Source organism: Giesbergeria giesbergeri, assembly GCF_054779375.1.
Genome location: NZ_BAAGYJ010000002.1, coordinates 226,654 through 245,373 on the forward strand (window position 1 = coordinate 226,654; position 18,720 = coordinate 245,373).

At 58.5% G+C, this 18,720-nt stretch carries 14 protein-coding genes; 12 read left to right on the plus strand and 2 right to left on the minus strand.

The features are described 5' to 3' along the window. The first annotated feature begins 86 nt into the window (after positions 1-86). On the plus strand, positions 87-1,469 hold the full coding sequence (locus tag ACYVB2_RS05150; RefSeq protein WP_382430836.1) for a diguanylate cyclase: 1,383 nt from the start codon (positions 87-89) through the stop codon (positions 1,467-1,469). Positions 1,470-1,530: 61 nt separating this feature from the next. Here ACYVB2_RS05150 and ACYVB2_RS05155 read toward each other — a convergent pair whose 3' ends face one another. Further along, positions 1,531-2,142 (minus strand): C40 family peptidase, encoded by a 612-nt coding sequence (locus ACYVB2_RS05155; protein WP_382430834.1) that lies wholly within the window; start codon positions 2,140-2,142, stop codon positions 1,531-1,533. Between the two features lie 158 nt (positions 2,143-2,300). On the opposite strand from ACYVB2_RS05155, the gene ACYVB2_RS05160 reads away from it, so the two are divergent. The 5 genes from ACYVB2_RS05160 (at position 2,301) to ACYVB2_RS05180 (ending at position 8,715) form a co-directional block, all read left to right on the plus strand. After that, positions 2,301-3,875: a thymidine phosphorylase family protein gene (locus ACYVB2_RS05160; RefSeq protein WP_382431254.1), complete on the plus strand. Its 1,575-nt coding sequence runs from the start codon at positions 2,301-2,303 to the stop codon at positions 3,873-3,875. A gap of 5 nt (positions 3,876-3,880) precedes the next feature. Then, the gene (locus ACYVB2_RS05165) at positions 3,881-4,795 is read left to right on the plus strand and encodes a ribose-phosphate diphosphokinase (protein WP_382430832.1); all 915 of its coding nucleotides are present in this window, start codon (positions 3,881-3,883) and stop codon (positions 4,793-4,795) included. Positions 4,796-4,845: 50 nt separating this feature from the next. Beyond that, positions 4,846-5,451, plus strand: coding sequence for an isochorismatase family protein (locus tag ACYVB2_RS05170; RefSeq protein WP_382430830.1), 606 nt, complete (start codon positions 4,846-4,848; stop codon positions 5,449-5,451). 72 nt (positions 5,452-5,523) lie between these two features. Next, positions 5,524-7,890 (plus strand): Tex family protein, encoded by a 2,367-nt coding sequence (locus tag ACYVB2_RS05175; RefSeq protein WP_382430828.1) that lies wholly within the window; start codon positions 5,524-5,526, stop codon positions 7,888-7,890. Between the two features lie 6 nt (positions 7,891-7,896). Beyond that, a complete protein-coding gene (locus tag ACYVB2_RS05180; protein WP_382430827.1) occupies positions 7,897-8,715 on the plus strand; it encodes an HDOD domain-containing protein in 819 nt (272 codons plus the stop codon). A 22-nt stretch (positions 8,716-8,737) separates the two neighbouring features. Here the strand turns inward: ACYVB2_RS05180 and ACYVB2_RS05185 are convergent, their stop codons facing one another. Beyond that, positions 8,738-8,944, minus strand: a complete 207-nt coding sequence (locus tag ACYVB2_RS05185) for a YjfB family protein (protein WP_382430825.1) — start codon at positions 8,942-8,944, stop codon at positions 8,738-8,740. 189 nt (positions 8,945-9,133) lie between these two features. Here ACYVB2_RS05185 and ACYVB2_RS05190 point away from each other — a divergent pair, with 189 nt between their 5' ends. The 6 genes from ACYVB2_RS05190 (at position 9,134) to rbfA (ending at position 18,720) form a co-directional block, all read left to right on the plus strand. Continuing rightward, positions 9,134-9,484, plus strand: coding sequence for a thioredoxin family protein (locus ACYVB2_RS05190; protein ID WP_382430823.1), 351 nt, complete (start codon positions 9,134-9,136; stop codon positions 9,482-9,484). 33 nt (positions 9,485-9,517) lie between these two features. Then, positions 9,518-13,102, plus strand: coding sequence for a DEAD/DEAH box helicase (locus tag ACYVB2_RS05195; RefSeq protein WP_382430821.1), 3,585 nt, complete (start codon positions 9,518-9,520; stop codon positions 13,100-13,102). A 176-nt stretch (positions 13,103-13,278) separates the two neighbouring features. Next, the gene (rimP, locus tag ACYVB2_RS05200) at positions 13,279-13,872 is read left to right on the plus strand and encodes a ribosome maturation factor RimP (protein ID WP_382430819.1); all 594 of its coding nucleotides are present in this window, start codon (positions 13,279-13,281) and stop codon (positions 13,870-13,872) included. Positions 13,873-13,951: 79 nt separating this feature from the next. After that, positions 13,952-15,436 carry a transcription termination factor NusA gene (nusA, locus tag ACYVB2_RS05205; protein ID WP_382430817.1) on the plus strand — a complete coding sequence of 495 codons (1,485 nt, stop codon included), beginning with the start codon at positions 13,952-13,954 and terminating at the stop codon, positions 15,434-15,436. 24 nt (positions 15,437-15,460) lie between these two features. Beyond that, positions 15,461-18,346 carry a translation initiation factor IF-2 gene (gene infB, locus ACYVB2_RS05210; protein WP_460535578.1) on the plus strand — a complete coding sequence of 962 codons (2,886 nt, stop codon included), beginning with the start codon at positions 15,461-15,463 and terminating at the stop codon, positions 18,344-18,346. A gap of 2 nt (positions 18,347-18,348) precedes the next feature. Then, positions 18,349-18,720, plus strand: coding sequence for a 30S ribosome-binding factor RbfA (gene rbfA, locus ACYVB2_RS05215; RefSeq protein WP_382430813.1), 372 nt, complete (start codon positions 18,349-18,351; stop codon positions 18,718-18,720).

Below are 18,720 nucleotides of genomic sequence, written 5' to 3' on the forward strand. Positions count from 1 at the left end.
TCCATTCACGATGTGATACACCAGCGTGTGCCCCGGTTCCCGATTTGCGGCTAAGCTTGCGCCCCTTGTCGGATTCAAAAAACAACATGCCCAAAATCTCTCCCGAACAATTGGCCCGCGAATGGGGTCGGTTGTTGGCTGTGGTGCCCAATGGGGTGCATGAACGCATCTATTTACAGGCGCAAACCCACCAAGTGGCTCTGGCGAGCTATTTTTATGAGCAAATGCTCGGAGATGCGGTGGTATCGCAGTTTCTCTCCCATGAGCAAGTGCAGGAGCGCCTGCATGGTTCTATGCAGCGGTGGATCACTACCGTATTTTCTGCACGCAGCGATACCGACCTGCTGCCGATTGTGGCGCAGCAAATTCATATTGGCGAAGTGCATGCCCGTATTGGCATTCCAGTGCATTTGGTGCTGCGGGGTGCCCGATGCCTCAAAGAGCGATTTGTCGATCTGCTCCATGCAGACCCAGAATTGCAAGGTGAACAAGCACACATAGCTACCCGGCTGGCGGTGGGGGTGATTGACACGGCCATGGAGATCATGAGTCAGACCTACTCCTCGGCCAACGACCGCAACTCGCGTGCCGAAGAAGCCTACCGTCTGTTTTCGGTGTCGCAGCATGTAGGCTCTGAACGCGAGCGCCAGCGTGCCGCCTTGTTGGCCTGGGAAAACCAGTTGATGTTCGATCAGGCGGTGGGGGCTGATGCTGCCCAACTCCCCCGATTAGGCTCTTCAGAGTTTGGCCTGTGGTTTCGCCACAAGGGGGCACATGCCTTTCATGGCTCCACAGAAGCCACAATGATTTTGGATGCCATAGATCGGGTAGACGAGGTGCTACTGCCCATGTTTGCCTTGGCACCCGCCTCCTTGCAAGCAAACCGGGTACTGTGTCTGCGCGAATTGCGCGATGCCACCAAGAGCATTGCCTACCATCTGGACTGTTTGTTTGCACAAAACAACGAGTTAGAGGCGGGCCGTGATGTACTCACCCGCTTGCTCAACCGCAAGTTTTTGCCCGTGGTGTTGAGTAAAGAAATTAATTTCTCTCGCCAGCGCAAGAGCAGTTTTGCCTTGCTGGCGATTGATATTGACCATTTCAAACAGGTCAATGATCGGTATGGGCATGAAGCCGGAGATATGGTGCTACAGCAGATGGCAGCCATACTGACCAACAGCAGCCGTGGTGGAGATTACATCTTCCGCATGGGGGGCGAGGAGTTTTTAGTCTTGCTGGTAGATACCAAACTGGGCGACGCCATAAAAATGGCCGAGAAGCTGCGCAAGCTGATCGAGCGCGAGGCGTTTCGTCTACCGCAAGACCATACCCTGCACCTGACCATCAGTGTGGGCGTGGCTGCCCACAATGGGCACCCCGATTACCAGCGTGTCTTGCGCCAAGCCGATGATGCTTTGTACCGTGCCAAAAACAGTGGCCGTAACCGCGTGATCCAAGGAGAAGATTGAACCAACTGGCCCCGCCCTTGGCCTGCACTATGGGGCGGGCCACACCATCGGGTGGTGTGGTTCAGTAAGTCTTGGCGCCTTCGTCAATGCCAGCCACCCGGCGGGCACCATTGAAACGCTTGGCCCAGTAGCTCTCGCGCATGTCTTCTACACGCACTTCGGAGCCACTGCGGGGCGAATGGATGAACTTGCCATTGCCTACATAGATGCCCACATGGCTGAAGGCACGGCGCATCGTGTTAAAAAACACCAAATCGCCAGGCTTGAGCTCTTTTTTGTCGATGACTTGGGTGGAGGCTGCCTGATCGCTGGCCCGGCGCGGCAACAGCATGCCAACGGTTTGTTGGTACATCGCCCGAACAAAGCCACTGCAATCAAAGCCAGTTTCTGCGCTGCTGCCACCACGGCGGTAGGGCAAGCCCAAAAAACCCATGGAGGTGATCACCAAATCGGCAGTGCTATCGGCCACCTGGTGTGCGGTCTGGCTCACGTTTTGCCCGACTGCGGAGAGTTTGCTCTGGGCTTTTTCTGCCACGTTGTGTTGGATTTCAACGAGTTGGTTGAGCAGGCTTTTGTCGTTCAAAACCTGTACTGCGTCGTCGGCGGGTGCTGCACCAGGGGCCGCATGGGCGCTGGCGCAAGCAATCAACAGGATGCAAAACCATTTAGACATGGGCGCGAAGGGTAACACGGTCAAGGCCAGCCCAAAACCAGAAAAACCTGTCATTGCACTCACTTTTGCCATGCTTGCCTGTGCAGACCCGGTACGCGGGCCGGTTAATCCGGTGTAGTCTTGTCACTATGACTGCTGAAATTACCCCCTCTTCTGCTATGGCAGTGGCCGAGTCTGCCCCAGTGGTAGTGCCCGTCTCTCAATTGGCGGTGCGCCGTGTGGCCATTGATACTTGGCGTGAAAACGTTGCCTATCTGCACCGCGATTGCGCCGTCTACCGCGCGGAGGGCTTTCAAGCCCTGTCCAAAATCGAGGTGCGCAGCAATGGGCGGCGCATTCTGGCTACGGTCAATGTGGTCGATGATTTGTCGATTGTGGGCTGCCAAGAGTTGGGCTTATCGGAAGATGCCTTTGCCCAACTGGGGGTGTCTGATGGTCATACCGTTACGGTGTCTCAGGCAGAACCGCCCGAATCCATGGGGGCACTGTTCCGAAAAATTGCCGGTGAACGGCTAGCGCGCGAGGATTTTCATGCCATCGTGCGCGACATTGCCCGACATCGCTACTCCAAGATCGAACTGACGGCCTTTGTGGTGGCTTGCAACCGCGATGAACTCGACCGAGAAGAAGTGTTCTTTCTGTCTGATGCAATGGTGGCTACGGGCCAGCGGCTGGATTGGCATGAGCCCAGGGTGGTAGACAAGCACTGTATTGGCGGCATTCCGGGCAACCGCACCTCTATGCTGATTGTGCCCATTGTGGCCGCACATGGCATGTTGTGTCCCAAAACGTCTTCACGCGCTATCACTTCGCCTGCAGGCACGGCAGACACCATGGAGGTGCTGGCCAATGTGGAACTGCCCTTAGAGCAACTGGCCGACATCGTGCGCGACCATCGCGGTTGTTTGGCTTGGGGGGGCACAGCCCAACTCTCGCCAGCCGATGATGTGTTGATTTCGGTGGAGCGCCCATTGTCGATTGATTCGCCAGGGCAGATGGTGGCATCTATCTTGTCGAAAAAGATTGCGGCGGGTTCCACCCATCTGGTGTTGGATATCCCGATTGGCCCCACGGCCAAGGTGCGCTCCATGCCCGAGGCCCAGCGCCTGCGCCGTTTGTTTGAGTATGTGGCGCGGCGCTTGCAGTTGTCGCTGGATGTGGTGATTACGGATGGCCGCCAGCCAGTGGGCAGCGGTATTGGCCCAGTGCTGGAAGCGCGTGATGTGATGCGGGTGCTCGAAAACGACCCAAGAGCCCCCAATGATCTGCGACAAAAAGCCCTGCGCTTGGCCGGGCGCTTGATTGAGTGCGATCCAGACATTCGCGGTGGTGATGGCTATGCCATTGCCCGCGATATTCTGGACTCAGGCCGTGCGTTGGCACGGATGCGTGACATCATCGCCGCCCAAGGCGGTAAAGACTTTGACCACAACCACCCCCCCTTGGGGCCGCTGAGTTTTGAGGTGCTTGCGCCCGCCAGTGGGGTGGTGGCGGGTATCGACAATTTGCAAATTGCCCGCATTGCCCGTTTGGCGGGTGCGCCCAAAGTGCAAAGGGCGGGTGTTGACCTGCTGTGCAAGTTGGGCGATGCCGTGACCGCAGGGGACGTGTTGTACCGTGTCTATGCGGGCTATGCCGCCGACTTGGAGTTTGCCCGTCAAGCCAGCAGCCGGGCCAGTGCCTACCGCATTGGTACGGCAGACGATTTGCCCCGTGTCTTTGTGGAGTTTTGAGCACTATGACTGCATTGCACAGCCCCACCACCTGTTTGCTGTTCTTCGCCGATGAGCAGGCCAGCGCCGAGCGGCTGGCCCGTGCCACTGGCTTGCAAGCAAGGCCTATTGCACGCCACCGCTTCCCGGATGGGGAGCTCAAATTGACACTGCCAGTCGATGCCCAAGGCTTGTTGCCGCCACGGGTGGTGTTGCTGCGTGGCCTGCACCAACCCAATGACAAACTGGTGGAGTTGCTGTTGGCGGCCCAGACGGCCCGCCGTCTGGGCGTGCAGCACCTGACGCTGGTCGCCCCCTATTTGGCCTATATGCGCCAAGACATCGCTTTTCACCCCGGCGAGGCCGTGAGCCAGCGTGTGGTGGGAGATTTTCTGGCAGGCCTGTTTGATGCTGTGCTGACCGTGGACCCACACCTACACCGGGTGGCTACCTTGCACGAAGCGGTACCCGCCATGCAAACGGTCGTGGTCAGTGGTGCGCCCCTGTTGGCCGATTGGATCGTCCAACAGCGTGCGGGTGCCTTGTTGATGGGGCCCGATGGCGAATCAGCACAATGGGTGGCCCAAGCAGCGGCCCGCCACAACCTAGACCATGCGGTTTGTACCAAGGAGCGCCATGGCGACCGACAGGTCAGCATTGTCTTGCCGCCTGTGCCAGTGCAAGGGCGGGCAGTTGTGTTGCTGGACGATATGGCTAGCACTGGGCATACACTGATCCAAGCCACAGCACTGCTGCGGGCCGCTGGTGCCACTTCAGTGGACGTGGCTGTGACCCATGCCTTGTTGGATGCGGCTGCATTGCAAGCCCTGCACGATGCCGGAGTTGAGCACTTCTGGAGCACAGATGCCGTGCTACACCCCAGCAATTGTGTTGCGCTGGCACCTGCGTTGAGCGATGCCTTGCAAACGCTACAGCCTTAGCGGGCGCTGCGACAATCTGCCCCTGTATTGAACTCAAGAAAGACCTCTCCATGCTGCTGGACGCTGCTGAATCCCAACTCGTGCTGGTGGACTACCAGACCCGTCTGATGCCTGCCATCCACGAAGGCCCAGTGGTGCTGGCCAATGCGGTGCGTCTGGCGACGATGGCACAGATGTTGGACGTGCCTGTTTGGGGCACGGAGCAAAACCCTGATCGCCTTGGCCCCAACGATGCGGCCTTGCGGGCGCTGTGCCGCAAGACTTTAAACAAAATGCACTTCAGTGCAGTGCCCGATGGCTTGGCCGATTGGTTGCGACCTCCCGTCAAACCCCAAGGCGGCAATGCGCGCAGCCTGCCCAAACACCTGCAAAAACCAGCGCAACCGGCGGCGCCCGAGCGCCCCAGCATTGTGATTGCAGGCTGTGAGGCCCATGTCTGCCTCTTGCAAACGGCCTTAGAGCTCTTGGCCGAAGACTTCGAGGTGTGGGTCGTGACCGATGCGTGCAGCTCGCGCACTGAACGCAACCGCGATGCGGCCTTTGACCGCTTGGCCGGGGCGGGTGCTGAATTGGTCACCACGGAGATGGTGGCTTTTGAATGGTTGGGTAGTTGTGAGCACCCTGCCTTCAAAGACATGTTGGCTTTGATCAAATAAAAAATCTGAAAAATGCCTGTGGCACACTCGCCCGCTTTTTGATGGCTGCCGCAAGGCTCACTGTTCTTAGCAATGCAAAAAATCATCGGGCAAATTGCCACAGAAATCCGGGTGACGGCCCAGCAGGTGCAAACAGCCGTGGAGCTGCTCGACAGCGGCGCAACGGTGCCGTTTATCGCTCGCTATCGCAAAGAGGCTACGCAAGGGCTGGATGATATCCAGCTGCGCGAGATCGAAGCCCGTCTGTCTTATCTGCGCGAGTTGGAAGACCGACGCCTGACTGTGCTCAAGGCGATTGATGAACAGGGCAAGCTCACCGATGTTCTGCGCGCGGCCATTGCCGCAGCCCCAACCAAGCAGGAGCTGGAAGACCTCTACCTGCCGTTCAAACAAAAGCGCCGCACCAAGGGCCAAATGGCCAAAGAAGCCGGCATTGAACCACTGGCCGACCAACTGCTGGCCGATCCGACACTGAATCCTGCCCAAGAGGCGCTGGCCTTTTTGCGTCCGGCGCAAACCTTGGACGATGGCAAGCCTGGCCCGGACTTTTCTACCGTGCCTGCGGTGTTGGATGGCGTGCGCGATATTTTGTCGGAGCGTTGGGCCGAAGATGCCGTACTGGTGCAATCGCTGCGCGAGTGGTTATGGGCCGAAGGCTTGCTGCGCAGCAAAAAAGTAGATGGCAAGATCGAATCCGATCCTGAAGTAGCCAAGTTTCGCGATTATTTTGACTACGACGAGCCCATAGGCCGCGTGCCGTCCCACCGGACGCTGGCGGTGTTTCGGGGCCGGACACTGGAGATATTGGATGCCAAACTGGTGCAGCCCATAGAACCCGAACCCGGTCACCCCAGTTTGGCCGAAGGCAAAATAGCCGTCCATTTGCGCTGGAGCCATGCGGGCCGTGCCGCCGACGATCTGATCCGCAAATGCGTGGCGTGGGCCTGGCGCGTCAAACTCAGCTTGTCTACCGAACGCGATTTGTTCTCGCGTTTGCGCGAAGAAGCCGAAAAAGTCGCCATCAAAGTGTTTGCCGACAATCTACGCGATTTGCTGCTGGCGGCCCCAGCAGGGCCACGGGTGGTGATGGGGTTAGACCCCGGTATCCGCACCGGCGTGAAAGTGGCTGTGGTAGATGCCACCGGCAAGCTGGTCGATACCCACACTGTGTACCCCCACGAGCCTCGCAAGGATTGGGATGGTGCCCTGCACACCCTGTCCCAGCTCTGCCGTAAGCATGGTGTGCAACTGATTGCCATTGGCAATGGCACCGCCAGCCGCGAGACCGACAAGCTGGCTGCCGATCTCATCAAGTTGCTGGAAAAGGCCAGTCCGTCCCTTACTGGTGTGCAAAAGATAGTGGTCAGTGAGGCCGGGGCTTCGGTCTATTCCGCCAGCGAATACGCCAGCCAAGAGATGCCCGAGGTCGATGTCAGCTTGCGTGGTGCGGCCAGTATTGCCCGTCGCTTGCAAGACCCACTGGCCGAACTGGTCAAAATCGACCCCAAAAGCATTGGCGTTGGTCAATACCAGCACGATGTGAACCAGAGCGAGTTGGCCCGCACGTTGGGCACCGTGGTGGAGGACTGTGTCAATTCGGTGGGCGTCGATCTCAATACTGCCAGCGTGCCGTTGTTGTCGCGGGTGTCGGGGCTATCGCCTAGCGTAGCCAAAGCCGTGGTGCGTTGGCGCGAAGCCCACGGGGCTTTCCGCAACCGCAAACAACTGCTCGAAGTGACAGGGTTGGGGCCCAAAACCTTTGAACAAGCGGCCGGGTTTTTGCGCATCCGGGGGGGCGACAACCCGCTGGACATGACCAGCGTCCACCCCGAAACCTACCCGGTGGTGCAAGCCATCATCGCCCACACAGGCAAACCTGTGGCCGAATTGATGGGCCGTGCTGAGATGCTCAAAACATTGCGCCCAGAGCTGTTTGCCAATCCACAGTTTGGTGTCATTACCGTCAAAGATATTTTGAGTGAGCTAGAAAAGCCAGGCCGCGACCCGCGTCCAGACTTTAAGGTGGCGCGTTTTAACGAAGGCGTAGAAGACATCAAAGACCTGCGCGAAGGCATGGTGCTCGAAGGTACGGTGAGCAATGTGGCCCAGTTTGGTGCTTTTGTCGATTTGGGGGTACACCAAGACGGTTTGGTGCATGTGAGCCAGTTAGCGCACAAGTTTGTCAGTGATGCCCGTGAGGTGGTCAAGACCGGCGATATCGTCAAGGTCAAGGTGCTTGAAGTGGATGTAGAGCGCAAACGCATCAGCCTGAGCATGAAACTCGATGCCGCCCCGGCCCGCCGCGATGGCGCACGAGACCATCGCTTTGCGCCCGCTGGCCGCCAACAGCAGGCAGCCCGTGGCCGGGATACTGCAACAGCGCCCCCCTCGGCAATGGCTTCTGCCTTTGCCAAATTGCAGCAACGCAAGGGCCACTGACCACCTATGGACTTGCACGCCCTGCTGGAGATGTCCCCGGCGCTGCCCAGCCTGCCGCGCGCCGTAGCCTTGCTGATGACGGAGTTGGCGCAAGATGAACCCAATCTGCGCCGCCTCAATCAACTGTTTGGCACCGATCCGGCCCTGGCTGCCCGCCTGTTGGCGCTGGCGAATGGGGCAGATTTTGGCCTGTCAGGGCAGTTGGCGGGCATTTCCGAGGCGCTGGCGCTGCTAGAGGTGGCTCATCTGCGGGCCTTGGTGCAAACAGCACCCTTAGGAACCACTTCGCGCTCGGTGCCGGGCATGAATTTGCAACACTTCTGGCGCTACAGTCGCAACACGGCCAAACTGGCCCGCTCTTTGGCGGGCACTGTGCAGCAAAACCAGATAGCCGCCTACACGGCGGGCTTATTGCACGCATTGGGTGAGCTGCTCATCCATTGGGGGCACCCCGACAGAATGCCATCCATCAATGCCTTGCTACCGCCGCTAGACATTCGGCGCAGCAAACTGGAGCTGCGGCTGTTGGGGTATTGTTATGGCGATGTGAGTGCCGCATTGGCGCGGCGCTGGCAACTGCCACAGGTGGTCATTGACGCCATCAATTACCAAGATGCCCCTTTTGACAACCAAGCCTATGAGCCCTTGGCCGGGGTCATTCATTTGGCTGCTTGGCGTGCCCGCGCCCGCGAAGCAGGCATGAACGACAAAGAATTGGCCGTCAGTTTTCCGGCCGAAGTAGGGTTGGCCTTGGGGTTGGATATCGACATGGTGTTGCAGCAAGACCCTATCGACTGGTATGCCCGCCCGGATGCCGACGACTAACCCGCTTAGGTCAACCCGTGTTTTAGGCGTAGGTGTTCACTTGGGTACCTAAAGAGCCCGATGTCGCCAAGGGGGGCACTTGGGGCAATGCCTGAAGCAGCGTTGCTGCCGCAGACTCCTGCATGTCCATGCTCTTTTTGAGCACCGTCGTGCTCACTTCCTGCGCCGTTTTGGCCTGATTCATGGCCGTGGCCGTGTTGATGATCTGGTTGGTGAGAGAGACATCCATCGTAAAACTCCAGCAGTAAATTAAGAGGACAATATTTGTCCAGTGTAGTTCCGTACTGACAGCCCTGCCAGTCAAAGACCGCGTGCCGATGGGGGCTGTCTGGGCTGGTGCCTGCACACTACAGGCCCAGTGGTGACGCCGATGGCTTGGGGCACAATCGGCGCTGCTCCCCGCTCCAGTTTCATACCTGTGCCCACCTCTGCTTCCATCGCCCCTACCCATTGGGTCATTTGCCTGTGTGCCGCTTGGTGTCGCACCTGCGATGCCTATGTCGATGTTTTTAACGCCGCCGCAGTGCAACACCCGCACATGCGCTTTGTCTGGGTAGATGTCGAGGACGAAGCAGACTTGCTTGGTGACTTGGACATTGAAACCTTTCCGACCCTGTTGTTGGCCAACACCACACAGGTGTGTTTTTTGGGGCCATTGCCCCCACAGGCCGGGGTGCTGGCCCGTATGTTGGCCAGCATTCCTGCGCCCGCCTGTATCGATCCCCAAGCACAACTGCTGTTTGAGCGTCTGCGTGCAGCCCACCCATAACGGCAGAATGTTGCTGATTGTTCTCCATCCCCCATGTCCCGCTTTGTTCGACCGTCCAGTGCTCAGGCTCCTTGGATTCCTCTGACCACCATCGCCCACGGCGCGGGCCATTCCACGGGGCAGCGAGGGCAAGAGCTGTACCGCCAAGGTGCCATCCTCGCGTTTGATATTGAAGCACTGGATGACCATTGGCAAGTGTTTGGTCAGGTTCAGGGCAGTGCCACGGCACCTTACACACTGAGCATTGAAGTCCATGTCGATATGACTGGTCAACCCTATAGCTGGGAGAGTGAGTGCAGTTGCCCAGTCGGCCACCAATGCAAACATGCAGTGGCTTTGTTGCTGCATGCTTCGCACCACGGCCATGAAGCCTTTCCGGACATCGGCCTGCCCGGAACCATCCGCTTGAGCCCTGAGGCCTTGCAAGCCGAGCGAGCCGCTTCAGAAGAAAGCGTGGCAGAACAACAACGCCAGCAACAGGCTACAGCCCGTGCCCTGATAGACACGCAATGGCTGCAATGGTTACATACGCTGGAGCAAAGCCATCCGCGTACAGCCCCCACTACAGCAAATCATCCTCCCCAGCGGGCAGACTGTTTTTTGTACCTGCTGGCGCTGGCCGTACCAGAAGAGCGCACCGTGCCTGATGCTGATAGGCTGCCCATGCTGTGCCTACACCTGGTGCAGTCCTACCCCAAAAAGGCGGGTGGTTGGGCCAAGGTGCGCCACCTCAACCATCTGCCCTTGCCGAGCGATCCCCTCTACCAACAAGCCAGCGAGGACGATCGCACTACGGTGGAATTGCTGCGCAGCATTTGCTGCCTTCCACAGCGCCCGGCCCAACCATCGCAGCAGCACGCAAGCAGCCCGACAGGCCATCGCATACTGCACGAAGGGGTGGTTTTGCAAGGGCCGATGGTTGCATCTGCCCTCCAACATGCTGCCAGCACCAAACGGTTGTTTCTGACCCAGACCGATGGGCAACCTGGTATGCCGGTGCAATGGGGCGAAGCACACACAGCACAGTGGAGTTGGAAAACCAAGGATATCGCCCCCACTGGCGCTGCCCCGCTATGGCAATTGCAGGCTGTGGCGGTACAAGAGGGCATGCAACTCTGTGCCAATCAGCCGCCACTGTATCTGGATGCTGCACACGGCCTGTGCGGCCCCGTGCACATGCCCGGCTTCACCCCCGCACAGTTGGCCGTATTGCTGCAAGCTCCACCAGCCTCAGAGACCCTGTTAAAGCAGCACCAACGAACGCTGATAGAGCAACTGGGCCATCTGCCGCTGCCGGCTGTGGTGCAAGACATCACCGTGCTGCGTGGAGTCTCCCCCCAAGCCCAATTGCACCTTAGTCCCACGCCTGCGCCCCAACAGGGCCAGCTGGGCATGCTCAGCGCCCAGCTGCGTTTTGATTACCAAGGGCTGTCGGGCTGGTGGCCTACAGCACAAGCCACCGTCTTGGTGGAGGCCACGGCAGGGCAAACCAACCAAGTGCTGTTGCACCGAGACTTGGCTGCCGAACAACATGCGATGGCGCAACTGCTGGGTTTGGGCCTGACCCCCCTTGGCGATCACGGCCAGTTTCAATTGGGCCATGCCGCAGGGCGCCAACAGTGGTTGCAATGGTTGGATGAGGACTTTGCCACTTTGCGGACGGCAGGCTTCCAAATCACCACCGATACAGCCTTGCAGCAGTGGATTATTCGCGCCGATCAGTTGAATGTGCGACTACAACCCGAGGGCATCCCCCCCGGTTTAGAAGACAGTACGGAGGCTGTTGCTACCTCACCGTGGTTTGAGTTGTCACTGGGCATAGAAATTGACGGCCAACGCCACAACATTCTGCCCTTGCTGCCAGAGATCATTGCCACAGTCGCCCACAGCCCCACAGACCCCCAGACGGGCCAGCGACAACTGCCGCCCTTCCTGTTTGTGCCAGCACCTCACCGTACTACGGGTTTTCTGCGGTTGCCCACGGCTGCTTTGCAGCCTTGGCTGGCGGCACTGTTTGACTTGGTGGGAGACCGCCAGCACGACTTCACTGCCAACAGTTTGCGCTTGTCGCGCATGGATGCACTGCGCACCAGTGCGGCCCTGGGTGAGGGGGCGGTGTGGGCCGGTGCTACGGCTTTGCATTCGTTGGTGCAGCAACTTCACCACCAGTCTCCACTGCCTGACGTGCCCCTCCCCACCAGCGTGCAAGCCCAGCTGCGCCCTTATCAGCAACAGGGGCTCAACTGGCTACAGTTCTTGCGCCACCACGGTTTGGGTGGCATCTTGGCCGATGACATGGGCTTGGGCAAGACCTTGCAAACCTTGGTGCATATACAGGTTGAAAAAGAGGCCGGGCGTCTGACAGTCCCTGCCCTGATCATCGCCCCCGTGAGCCTCATGGGCAACTGGCAGCGCGAAGCGGCACGGTTCTGTCCGCAATTGCGCTCTTTGGTGTTGCATGGAAAAGATCGCCATGCTGTCGTAGAAGACATCGCCGATTGCGATCTGGTCATCGCGCCCTACTCTCTGTTGCAACGCGACCGCAAGCGTTGGTTGGCGCAGCACTGGCATCTGGTGGTGCTCGATGAAGCCCAAAATATCAAAAACGCCAGCACCCAAGCGGCACAGGTGGTCGGTGAATTGCAGACCCGCCACCGTTTGTGTCTATCGGGTACCCCGATGGAGAACCACTTGGGTGAGATCTGGAGCTTGTTCCATTTTCTGATGCCCGGCTTTTTAGGGAGCCAAAAACGTTTCACCGAAATTTTTCGTCAACCCATTGAAAAATGGGGCGACAGCACCCGCTTGGCACAGTTGCGTGCCCGTGTCACACCATTCATGCTCAGGCGCACCAAAGCCTTAGTGGCTGCCGATCTGCCTCCAAAGGTCGAGACCGTGATGCGCATAGAACTGGCAGGCCCACAGGCCAACCTCTACGAGACCATCCGCCTGACTATGGAAGCCAGTGTGCGTGACGCATTAGAGACCCAAGGACTGGCTAAATCCCAATTGACCATCTTGGATGCTCTGCTCAAGCTGCGCCAGGTTTGCTGCGCTCCACAACTGGTACCCCTAGAGGCCGCCCGCAAAGTCCCAACCTCGGCCAAGTTGGAATACCTGATGGAGATATTGCCCGAGATGCTGGCCGAAGGGCGGCGCATTTTGCTGTTCTCCCAATTCACCAGTATGCTGGCCCTGATTGAAGCCGAACTCGAAAAACGCCAGTTGCCTTGGGTCAAACTGACCGGGCAAAGTCAAAAACGAGATGACATCATCCAACAATTCACCAGCGGCCAAGTGCCCCTGTTCTTGATCAGCCTCAAGGCCGGCGGTGTCGGCCTGAACCTGCCCCAAGCCGATACCGTGATCCATTACGATCCGTGGTGGAACCCAGCGGTAGAAAATCAAGCCACCGACCGCGCCCACCGCATCGGCCAAACGCAAAGCGTCTGGGTGGTCAAGCTGGTGGCCCAAGGCACGATTGAAGAGCGCATCTTGGCCTTGCAAGAGCGTAAAGCGCAATTGGCTGACAGCATGTACAGCGGTGCCACGGCCCGCCAAGAGCCTATGTTTACCGCCAACGATGTTGCCGAACTGCTCAAGCCACTTGCGCCCTGACATCCTTTTTTCTGTGGGGCAAACTGTGCCAAGGCACGGTTTGCAGGCTACAATAGAACCCTCACGACCACACGGGCGGGTATCCACCGCCCGTTTTTTTTGGTCGTTTGCTTTTGGAGCTCGAAGCCTCTGGGGGTTATCGGGTTTTTTGTTTTTCTGGGACTGAATCAAAACACGTGGCATTGCAGCAAATCGTTGAACAAACCGTGGTGGGTCTGGGCTATGACCTGGTAGAGATTGAACGCTCTGCGGGGGGTCTGCTACGCATCACCATTGATTGGCCTTGGCAACCGCCAGTTGAAGGTGCCTCCACCACACCAGAGCAGTTTGTCACGGTCGAAGATTGCGAAAAGGTCACGCGCCAATTGCAATTTGCCCTGGAAGTCGATGGCGTGGACTACAAGCGTCTGGAAGTCTCCTCGCCTGGTATTGACCGTCCGTTGCGCCATCAGCAAGATTTTGAGCGTTTTGAGGGTGAAGTCATCGATATCACCCTCAAAGCCCCGATAGGTGCGGCAGCCGATGGGCAGGTCAACGCCAATCGGAAAAAATTTCGCGGTACCCTAGAACGTGCTGAGACGGGTGGCTGGCAAATTGTCTGGAGTGACGAGCCGCCGCCCAAGCCGGGCCAGAAAGTTAGCAAAAAACGGGTGCCTGCCCCATTGCAGGCGCTAGGCTTTGCGCTCGATGAGTTGCGTGACGCCCGTCTGGCACCCATTGTCGACTTCAAGGGGCGAGGCCATGCTCCAGCGCCCGGTCAGCCCGGATGAGCGCAACAAACGTCTGGGTGGCCCGGGTCGGGATGACCGAGCTGCCCAATGCAGGTGAAGGAAACAGGAGAGTCGTCGCATGAATCGCGAATTGTTAATGTTGGTTGAAGCCATTTCACGCGAGAAAAATGTCGAGCGTGATGTGGTGCTGGGTGCTGTCGAATTGGCACTGGCCCAAGCCACCAAAAAGCTCTATGAAGGCGAAGTGGACATTCGTGTGTCCATTGACCGCGACAGCGGCCACTACGAAACCTTCCGCCGCTGGCTGGTGGTGCCCGACGATGCCGGGCTGCAAAACCCCGAGGCCGAAGAGCTGCTCATGGATGCGCAAGAGCGCGTGTCCGGCGTCGAGGTGGGCAACTACATCGAAGAGCCCATCGAGTCTTTGCCTATTGGGCGCATTGGTGCCATGGCAGCCAAGCAGGTGATCTTGCAAAAGATTCGCGATGCCGAGCGCGAAATGCTGCTCAACGACTTCATGTCGCGTGGCGAAAAGATCTTCACAGGCACCGTCAAGCGCATGGACAAGGGTGATCTGATTGTGGAAGCAGGTCGCGTTGAGGGCCGTCTGCGCCGCAACGAAATGATTCCCAAAGAGAACCTGCGCAGTGGCGACCGGGTTCGTGCCATGATCATGGACGTGGATCTGACCTTGCGTGGTGCGCCCATCATCTTGTCGCGTTCGGCACCTGCCTTCATGGTGGAGCTGTTTCGCAACGAAGTGCCTGAAATCGAGCAGGGGCTGCTCGAGATCAAGAGCTGTGCCCGTGACCCAGGCAGCCGTGCCAAAATTGCTGTGGTCTCGCATGATCGCCGCGTCGATCCTATCGGCACCTGTGTCGGTGTGCGCGGCACCCGTGTCAATGCGGTCACCAACGAGTTGGCTGGTGAGCGTGTGGATATCGTGCTGTGGTCTGAAGACCCCGCCCAATTCGTCATTGGCGCACTGGCACCAGCCAATGTGCAATCGATTGTGGTCGATGAAGAAAAACACGCGATGGATGTGGTGGTAGACGAGGAAAACCTTGCTATTGCCATCGGTCGCGGTGGTCAGAACGTGCGTCTGGCCTCCGACCTGACAGGTTGGAAAATCAATATCATGGATGCCGCCGAGTCGGCGCAAAAGCAGGCCAGCGAGACCGATGCGGCGCGCCGCCTGTTCATGGAAAAACTCGATGTCGACCAAGAAATGGCCGATATCCTGATTGCCGAGGGTTTTGAGAGTCTCGAAGAAGTGGCCTATGTGCCGCTGCAAGAGATGCTCGACATCGAAGGCTTTGATGAAGATACCGTCAACGAGCTGCGAGTGCGGGCCAAGGATGCCCTGCTGACTCTGGAGATCGCACGGGAAGAGAGCGTGGACGATGTATCGCAAGAGCTGCGCGATCTGCAAGGGCTGACGCCCGAGTTGATTGCCAAGCTGGCTGCTGGTGGCATCCATACACGCGACGATCTGGCCGATCTGGCCATCGACGAGCTGACCGACCTGACCGGCCAGTCCGAAGAAGAAGCCAAAGCCTTGATCATGAAGGCACGCGAACACTGGTTCGCAGGGCAAGAATAAAGGTCAGGGAGGTACAAACCACATATGTCCAGCACCACCGTTGCCGAGTTCGCCAACGAACTCAAGAAATCCCCCGAAACCCTGCTGGAGCAACTCAAGCAGGCCGGTGTTACCAAGAACCGGGCATCGGATGCCCTGACCGAGGCTGATAAGCAAAAGCTTTTAGCGCATCTGCAAGCCAGTCACGGTGTCAATGCCGCTGACCGCAAGAAGATCACGCTGGTCACTCGCTCCACCAGCGAGATCAAGCAGGCTGACGCTTCAGGCAAAGCCCGCACGATTCAGGTGGAAGTGCGCAAAAAGCGCACCTTCATCAAACGCGAAGAAACGGCCGATGCCGCCTCTACAGAGGCACCGCAGGCCGAAGCCGAAACGGTGGCCTCTACTCCGGATATCACGCCAGCCCAGAATTCTGATCTGGTGCGCCGTGAGGAAGAAGCGCGCCAGCAAGCCGAGCTGCTCAGTCGTCAAGAGCAGGAGTTGGCCGAGAAACGCAAGGAGCGCGAAGAGCGTGAGCGCCGTGAGCGTGAGGCCGCTGAGCGTGCCGCAGCCTATGCAGCCCAAGAAGCCCGCAAAAAGGCCCAAGCCTCTGCCATGAAGCAAGAAGCCTCGCGTGAAGCCGCTGCTGAAGCTGCTGCACGGGCTGCAGCCCAAGCCGCCGCACGCGCCAAAGCCGAAGAAGAGTCCAAGGCCCGCGCCGCTGAAGAGGCCTCCCGTGCTGCCGATTTGGACGAGCGCCGCCGCAAAGCATTGGCCGAGGCCGCTGCCATTCGCTCTATGCTCTCGTCACCCGCCAAGGTGCTCGTGGCCAAGAAGCCCGAAGAGCCAAAGCCGGCGCCCAAACCCGCTGCAGATGCCAAAAAAGGCACGCTGCACAAGCCCGCAGCCTCCCCTGGCACGGCTGCCGGACGTGCGCCAGCCCCTGCTCCTGCACCAGCTGGTGCAGGCAAAGAGGTGAAGTCGGCCAAGCTGTCGTCCAGCTGGGCAGGTGACACAGCCAAGAAAAAAGAAATCAAAACCCGTGGCGATACCGGTGCAGGTGCCGGTCGTGGCGGCAGTGCTTGGCGCTCGGCGGCTCCCAAGGGCCGCCGTGGCAACGACCGCAATGACCGTGGTGGTCATGAGCAGCACAACCAGGCAGCACAGGTGGAAGCGCGCGTGCTGGAAGTGCATGTGCCCGAAACCATTACTGTGGCCGAATTGGCGCACAAGATGTCGATCAAGGCATCTGAAGTGATCAAGGCGCTGATGAAGATGGGCCAGATGGTCACCATCAATCAGCCGCTCGACCAAGACACCGCCATGATTGTGGTGGAAGAAATGGGCCATAAAGCCGTGGTGGCCGCCTTGGACGACCCCGAAGCCTTCACGGATGAAGCAGCACAGCAAGATGTGCCCCTGCTGCCACGTGCCCCGGTCGTTACCGTCATGGGTCACGTTGACCACGGTAAAACCTCGCTGCTCGATTACATCCGTCGCACCAAAGTGGCTACGGGCGAAGCCGGTGGCATTACACAGCACATTGGCGCTTACCACGTCGAAACCCCACGCGGTATGGTGTCGTTCCTCGATACCCCCGGCCACGAGGCCTTCACGGCCATGCGTGCCCGTGGTGCCCAAGCCACCGATATCGTCATTTTGGTGGTGGCCGCTGATGACGGCGTGATGCCCCAAACCAAAGAAGCCATCAAGCACGCCAAGGCGGCTGGTGTGCCTATCGTGGTGGCGATCACCAAATCCGACAAGCCCGATGCCAATCCCGAGCGTGTCAAGCAAGAGTTGGTGGTCGAACAAGTGGTGCCCGAAGAGTACGGTGGCGATTCGCCCTTCGTGCCGGTCTCGTCCAAGACGGGTATGGGCATTGATGAGTTGCTGGAGCAGGTGCTGTTGCAGGCCGAAGTGCTCGAACTCAAAGCCCCGGTTGAGAGCCAAGCCAAGGGCTTGGTGATTGAAGCCAAACTCGACAAAGGCCGCGGCCCTGTGGCTACCGTGCTGGTGCAGTCGGGTACGCTCAAGGTGGGCGACATTGTGCTGGCAGGCCAAACCTTTGGCCGCGTGCGCGCCATGTTGGACGAAGCGGGCAAGGTGGCTAAAACGGCTGGCCCATCCATTCCGGTCGAAATCCAAGGCTTGACCGAAGTGCCACAGGCTGGCGACGATTTTGTCGTGCTGTCGGACGAGCGCCGCGCCCGCGAAGTGGCTACCTACCGTGCAGGCAAGTTCCGCAACACCAAGCTGGCCAAGCAACAAGCGGCCAAGCTGGAGAACATGTTTGCCGACATGACAGCGGGCGAGGTCAAAACCCTGCCCATCATCATCAAGGCGGACGTGCAAGGTTCGCAAGAAGCTCTGGGCGCTTCGCTGCTCAAGCTGTCTACTGATGAGATTCGCGTGCAGTTGGTCTATGCGGGTGTGGGTGGCATCAGCGAGTCTGACATCAACTTGGCGATTGCCTCCAAGGCCATTGTCATCGGCTTTAATGTGCGTGCCGACTCTGGCGCTCGCAAGACTGCCGAAGCCAACGATGTCGATATCCACTACTACAACATCATTTACGATGCTGTTGATGAAGTGAAAGCCGCCATGTCGGGCATGTTGGCTCCCGAGCAGCGCGAAGAGGCACTGGGTACGGCAGAAATCCGCACCGTGTTTGTGGCTTCCAAGATTGGTACAGTGGCTGGTTCCTACATCACGTCGGGCCAAGTGACACGCAACTGCCGCTTCCGCCTGCTGCGCGAGAACATCGTTATTTACACTGGCGATGTCGAGTCTGTGCGTCGCCTCAAAGACGATGTCAAGGAAGTCAAAGAAGGCTTCGAGTGCGGTATCAAGCTCAAGAACTGCAATGACATCAAAGAAGGTGATCAACTGGAGTTCTTCGAGATCAAGGAAATCGCGCGGACACTGTAATCATGGCTGCCAAAAAGTCTGCTACGCCCAACCGTGCCTTCAAAGTGGCCGATCAGATCCAACGCGATTTGACCGAACTCATTGCACGCGAGTTGAAAGACCCGCGTGTGGGCATGGTGACGTTGCAAGGCGTAGAGGTCACTCCCGACTACGCCCATGCCAAGGTGTTCTTCAGTTTGCTGGTGGGTGACCCCCAGCAAACCCAAGATGCCTTGAACCAGGCCGCAGGTTTCCTGCGCAATGGTCTGTTCAAGCGTTTGCACATTCATACCGTGCCCACGCTGCATTTTGTCTACGACCGCACTACCGAGCGGGCGGCAGACATGAACGCCTTGATTGCCAAGGCAGTTTCTTCTCGCGCTAAAGAGGATTGA

What these genes read in the sequence shown, in the direction of transcription:
- ACYVB2_RS05195 (WP_382430821.1), top strand. Translation starts at nt 9,518, where the DNA reads ATGTCCCGCTTTGTTCGACCGTCCAGTGCTCAGGCTCCTTGGATTCCT.
- infB (WP_460535578.1), top strand. Translation starts at nt 15,461, where the DNA reads ATGTCCAGCACCACCGTTGCCGAGTTCGCCAACGAACTCAAGAAATCC.
- ACYVB2_RS05155 (WP_382430834.1), bottom strand. Translation starts at nt 2,142, where the DNA reads ATGTCTAAATGGTTTTGCATCCTGTTGATTGCTTGCGCCAGCGCCCAT.
- rbfA (WP_382430813.1), top strand. Translation starts at nt 18,349, where the DNA reads ATGGCTGCCAAAAAGTCTGCTACGCCCAACCGTGCCTTCAAAGTGGCC.
- ACYVB2_RS05150 (WP_382430836.1), top strand. Translation starts at nt 87, where the DNA reads ATGCCCAAAATCTCTCCCGAACAATTGGCCCGCGAATGGGGTCGGTTG.
- ACYVB2_RS05165 (WP_382430832.1), top strand. Translation starts at nt 3,881, where the DNA reads ATGACTGCATTGCACAGCCCCACCACCTGTTTGCTGTTCTTCGCCGAT.
- ACYVB2_RS05170 (WP_382430830.1), top strand. Translation starts at nt 4,846, where the DNA reads ATGCTGCTGGACGCTGCTGAATCCCAACTCGTGCTGGTGGACTACCAG.
- ACYVB2_RS05175 (WP_382430828.1), top strand. Translation starts at nt 5,524, where the DNA reads ATGCAAAAAATCATCGGGCAAATTGCCACAGAAATCCGGGTGACGGCC.
- ACYVB2_RS05160 (WP_382431254.1), top strand. Translation starts at nt 2,301, where the DNA reads ATGGCAGTGGCCGAGTCTGCCCCAGTGGTAGTGCCCGTCTCTCAATTG.
- ACYVB2_RS05185 (WP_382430825.1), bottom strand. Translation starts at nt 8,944, where the DNA reads ATGGATGTCTCTCTCACCAACCAGATCATCAACACGGCCACGGCCATG.
- nusA (WP_382430817.1), top strand. Translation starts at nt 13,952, where the DNA reads ATGAATCGCGAATTGTTAATGTTGGTTGAAGCCATTTCACGCGAGAAA.
- ACYVB2_RS05180 (WP_382430827.1), top strand. Translation starts at nt 7,897, where the DNA reads ATGGACTTGCACGCCCTGCTGGAGATGTCCCCGGCGCTGCCCAGCCTG.